Source organism: Spirillospora sp. NPDC049652, assembly GCF_040675125.1.
GTDB lineage: Bacteria > Actinomycetota > Actinomycetes > Streptosporangiales > Streptosporangiaceae > Spirillospora.
Window position 1 is genome coordinate 1 of record NZ_JBFAOF010000674.1, and the last position, 4,104, is coordinate 4,104.

A 4,104-nucleotide genomic window follows, 5' to 3' on the forward strand; every position below is an offset into this window, starting at 1 on the left:
GCCTGCCGCAGCACCGTCCGGCGGGCGGCGGTCGAGCGGGCCCGCGAGATCATGGTGGCCTGCGCGCGCGACGACACCGCCGTCCTGGTCACCCTCACCGTCCGCCAGCTCAACCGGGACGCGGGCGTCCAGGCGACGGTGCGGGAGGCCGAGAACATCCCGCTGCTGCGGCAGAGCGGCGCCGACCACGTCGTGGTGTCGTCGGAGACGGCCGGGCGGCTGCTCGGCGTCGCGGCGCTGCACCCGCACCTCAGCGCCGTCATGGAGGACCTGCTCCAGCGCGGCAGCGGCCTGGACCTGGTCGAGCGGGAGGTCCGGCCGGAGGAGGTCGGCGGCCCGACCGGCGCGGTCGGCCAGCCGGTGGTCGCGGTCGTCCGGGACGGCCGGACGCTGCCCTACGACGCCCCCGGCTGCCACGCCCTGCGCGCCGGGGACCGGCTGATCGTCGCCCGCTCCACCGAACCCGATCCGCACGCCCGCGACGAGGAGGGCCGCTCCCTCTGACGCGCCCGCCGCCGGGGGTTCGCCTCGCCGCGCGGATTTCGGCGGAGTCACCGGAGCGGTAGGCGACTCCGGCGCGTCCAAGTGCTGACGTGGAGGGGTGGCCCGACGCCGATCCGCCGTACGCCGGAAGCGTGCGGGAACCGGTGCGGGGCGGGCATCCTGGGATGTGCCGCGGCGGTTCCGCCGCGGCCGGACCGCGTCCTATGATCGCCGTACGACAGGGCAGGTGAAGATGAGGCAGAACCGGTCGGCCGACCCGTGGAGCTCCTTCCTGCGTCCGCCCGGACGCTCGCTCGACACCGGCAGCGGCGCCGCCGGTACCGTGCCGCGTCCCGCGCCGTTCCCGGGCGGCCCCGTCGGCCGCCGCGGCGACGGCGACCCCGACGAGACCGACCTCACCGAGGCGTGCCGCCGGGTGCTGGCGCGGCTCACCGAGGCCGGGCGGCCGCAGTCGCTGGAGCAGCTGCAGCACGGCACCGGGCTCGGGCTGCTGGAGATCGCCGACGCCGTGGAGACCTTGCGCGACCGGGGGCTGGTGACGGTGGAACGCGAGATCGACGAGATCGTGCGCCTGGCGCCGCCCGGCGACGCGTGACGGGGGCCGGCCGGTCGTGACGGGGTACCTGATCACGGTCATGCTCGCCTGCCTGGTCGGCGTCGCGGAGCTGGTCAGCCGGTACCGGGACCGCCCGATCACGCTGGTCCGGGTGCCGAGCACCTGGGCCTACGTGCTGATCAACGGCGCGGCGGGCGCGGGCTCGCTGCTGCTCCTGCGCACCTTCCACTGGGAGTTCGGGGTCAAGTCGCCGCAGATGCTCGGCGCCGCGCAGGTGCTGGCCGCCAGCCTCGGCTCGATGATGATCTTCCGCAGCGCGGTGTTCACCGTCCGGGTGGGGGACGAGGACGTCGCGGTCGGCCCGTCCACCCTGCTGACCTCGCTGCTGGCCGCCGCCGACCGGGGCGTGGACCGGGTGCAGGCGCGCAGCCGCGCGCAGGACGTCGGCCGCATCATGGAGGGCGTGTCGTTCCCGCGCGCCCGGCTCGCGCTGCCGACCTACTGCCTCGGCCTGCTGCAGAACGTCTCCGCCGAGGACCAGGCCGACCTGCGCACCGCCGTGGACGCCCTCGCGGGCAGCGACATGTCGGACGGCCAGAAGACGCTCAACCTCGGCCTGCTGCTGATGAACGTCGCCGGCCCCGACGTCCTGGACGCCGCCGTCCGGACCCTGCACAAGGAGATCCGCGAGGAGGACCCGGCGGCGGACGGCGACCCGTCCGGCGAACTCCCGGACGGCCGTCCCGCCGCGATCCCCGCCCAGCGGACGCCCGACGACGGCCCGCCCACCGGGAACGGGAGAGGCCCCGCCGGGACCCGCTCGGAAGCGGACCCCGGCAGGGCCTGACCGCGGCCTGCCTGAGCGCGGCCTATCTCACCACGGCCGGCCTGAGCGCGGCCTACTTGTAGCTGTACTCGGGCGTCGGGAAGGCGCCCGTCACGACCTCGCCGGCGAACTCGCGCGCCGCGTCGCCGAGGACGGAGAACAGGTCGGCGTACTTCTTGACGAACTTGGCGGTGTGCGGGGTGAGCCCGGCCATGTCCTGCCAGACCAGCACCTGCGCGTCGGTGCCCTCGCCCGCGCCGATCCCGACCGTCGGGATGGACATCGCGGCGGTGACCCGGCGGGCCAGCTCGTCCGGGACGCACTCCAGCACGACGGAGAACGCTCCCGCGGCCTCCAGCGCCTTGGCGTCGGCCAGCAGCTGCTCGCCGTCCTCGCCGCGGCCCTGCACGCGGTAGCCGCCGAAGGCGTTCACCGACTGCGGGGTGAGGCCGAGGTGCCCCATGACCGGGATCCCGGCCGCGACCATGGCCTCGACCTGCGGCAGGATCCGGAGGCCGCCCTCGACCTTGACCGCCTGGACCTTCGCCTCCTTCATGAACCGGGTCGCGGTCGCGAGCGCCTCGGGGACGCTCGCCTGGTACGACCCGAACGGCAGGTCGGCGACGACCATCGCGCGGTGGGCGCCGCGCACGACGGCGGCGGCGAGCGGGACGAGGTCGTCCACGGTCACCGGCAGGGTGGAGTCGTAGCCGTAGACGACCATCGCGGCCGAGTCGCCGACGAGCAGGACGGGGATGCCCGCCTCGTCGAAGACGCGCGCGCTGAGGGCGTCGTAGGCGGTGAGCATGGGCCACTTCTCGTGCCGCGCCTTGGCGGCGGCGATGTCACGTACCGTCACCCGGCGGGTTCCCTTGCCGCCGTACAGGGCGGTCGGCTGGGCGGGCCCCTGCTGGGGGGACCCCTGCTGGGCGGGGGACGGCGTGGAAGCGGACACGTCAGAAGACACGGTGTACCTCCAGTCTCGAGGCGCCACGGTGGCGTACCCGGACGGAACCGATGATTCCACCTGAACAACCGCCACGGAACCCCCGGCGATTCCCGCCCCGGTCCCGGACCGCGGCGCCCGTCCGCCCGCCCGGGGGACTTTCGAAACGCTACGGTTGCGTATCTGAATTCATCGGCGTACGCTCATTCCGCAACGCTCCCGTAGCGCAATCTCTTCCCGCCTGCCCGAACCCACCCCTGTTCCCCAAGGAGCTCTGTGGATCCCCAGACCATCCAGCGGCGACGCTGGTACGTCCTCGGCGTGCTGACGGTCAGCCTGCTCGTCGTGGTCCTGGACAACACCATCCTGAACGTCGCCCTCAAGACCATCGCCGACCCGCACGAGGGGCTCGGCGCCACCCAGAGCCAGCTGGAGTGGTCGATCAACTCCTACACGCTGGTGTTCGCCGGGCTGCTGTTCACCTTCGGGGTGCTCGGCGACCGGCTCGGCCGCAAGCGGGTGCTGCTCGCCGGCATGGCGATCTTCGCCGTCGCCTCGCTCGCCTCGGCCTACGCGCAGTCGCCGACCCAGCTGATCTGGGCCCGCGCGCTGATGGGCCTCGGCGGCGCGGCGGTCATGCCGCAGACGCTGTCCATCATCACCAACGTGTTCGAGCCGAAGGAGCGGCCGCGCGCCATCGCCCTCTGGGCGGGCGCGGTCGGCCTCGGCGTCGCGATCGGCCCGATCACCGGCGGCCTGCTGCTCGCCCACTTCTGGTGGGGCTCGGTCTTCCTGATCAACGTCCCGGTCATCGTCGCGGGCGCCGCGGCGATCGTGTTCCTGGTGCCCGAGTCCCGCAACCCCGAGCGCGGCGGCCTCGACCCGTTCGGCGTGCTGCTGTCGATCATCGGCCTGGTGGCGCTGTCCTACGGCATCATCCGGGGCGGCGACAAGGGCGACTGGGGCGCGGTCGACGTGCTCCTGCCGATCGGGCTCGGCGCGCTGGTGCTGGCGGCCTTCGTCTGGCACGAGGCCCGCACCGAGCACCCGGCGTTCGACGTCCGGCTGTTCCGCGACCCGCGGCTGTCGGCGTCGGTCGCGGCGATCGCGCTGTGCTTCTTCGCCGCCGGCGGCGTGTTCTTCTTCTCCAACTTCTACATGCAGTCGGTGCGCGGGCTGAGCCCGCTGGAGTCCGGCGCGATGGTCATGCCGTTCGCGGTCGCCCAGCTGGTGTTCTCGCCGCGCAGCGCCGCCATGGTCCGCCGGTTCGGC

The 4,104-nt window shown here is 73.8% G+C and carries 5 protein-coding genes; 4 read left to right on the forward strand and 1 reads right to left on the reverse strand.

Going from position 1 to position 4,104, the window contains the following annotated elements:
- The 3 genes from AB0J52_RS30350 to AB0J52_RS30360 form a co-directional block, all read left to right on the forward strand.
- Positions 1–504 (forward strand): NAD-binding protein (locus AB0J52_RS30350; RefSeq protein ID WP_500186082.1); only part of this gene is annotated, 504 nt, incomplete at its 5' end.
- Positions 505–730: 226 nt separating this feature from the next.
- Positions 731–1,099 (forward strand): hypothetical protein, encoded by a 369-nt coding sequence (locus AB0J52_RS30355; RefSeq protein WP_500186083.1) that lies wholly within the window; start codon positions 731–733, stop codon positions 1,097–1,099.
- Positions 1,100–1,115: 16 nt separating this feature from the next.
- Positions 1,116–1,907, forward strand: coding sequence for a hypothetical protein (locus tag AB0J52_RS30360; protein ID WP_500186084.1), 792 nt, complete (start codon positions 1,116–1,118; stop codon positions 1,905–1,907).
- A 52-nt stretch (positions 1,908–1,959) separates the two neighbouring features.
- Here the strand turns inward: AB0J52_RS30360 and panB are convergent, their stop codons facing one another.
- Positions 1,960–2,772: a 3-methyl-2-oxobutanoate hydroxymethyltransferase gene (gene panB, locus AB0J52_RS30365; protein ID WP_500186086.1), complete on the reverse strand. Its 813-nt coding sequence runs from the start codon at positions 2,770–2,772 to the stop codon at positions 1,960–1,962.
- 336 nt (positions 2,773–3,108) lie between these two features.
- Here panB and AB0J52_RS30370 point away from each other — a divergent pair.
- Positions 3,109–4,104: MFS transporter (locus AB0J52_RS30370; RefSeq protein ID WP_500186085.1), on the forward strand; the 996-nt coding region annotated here is incomplete at its 3' end.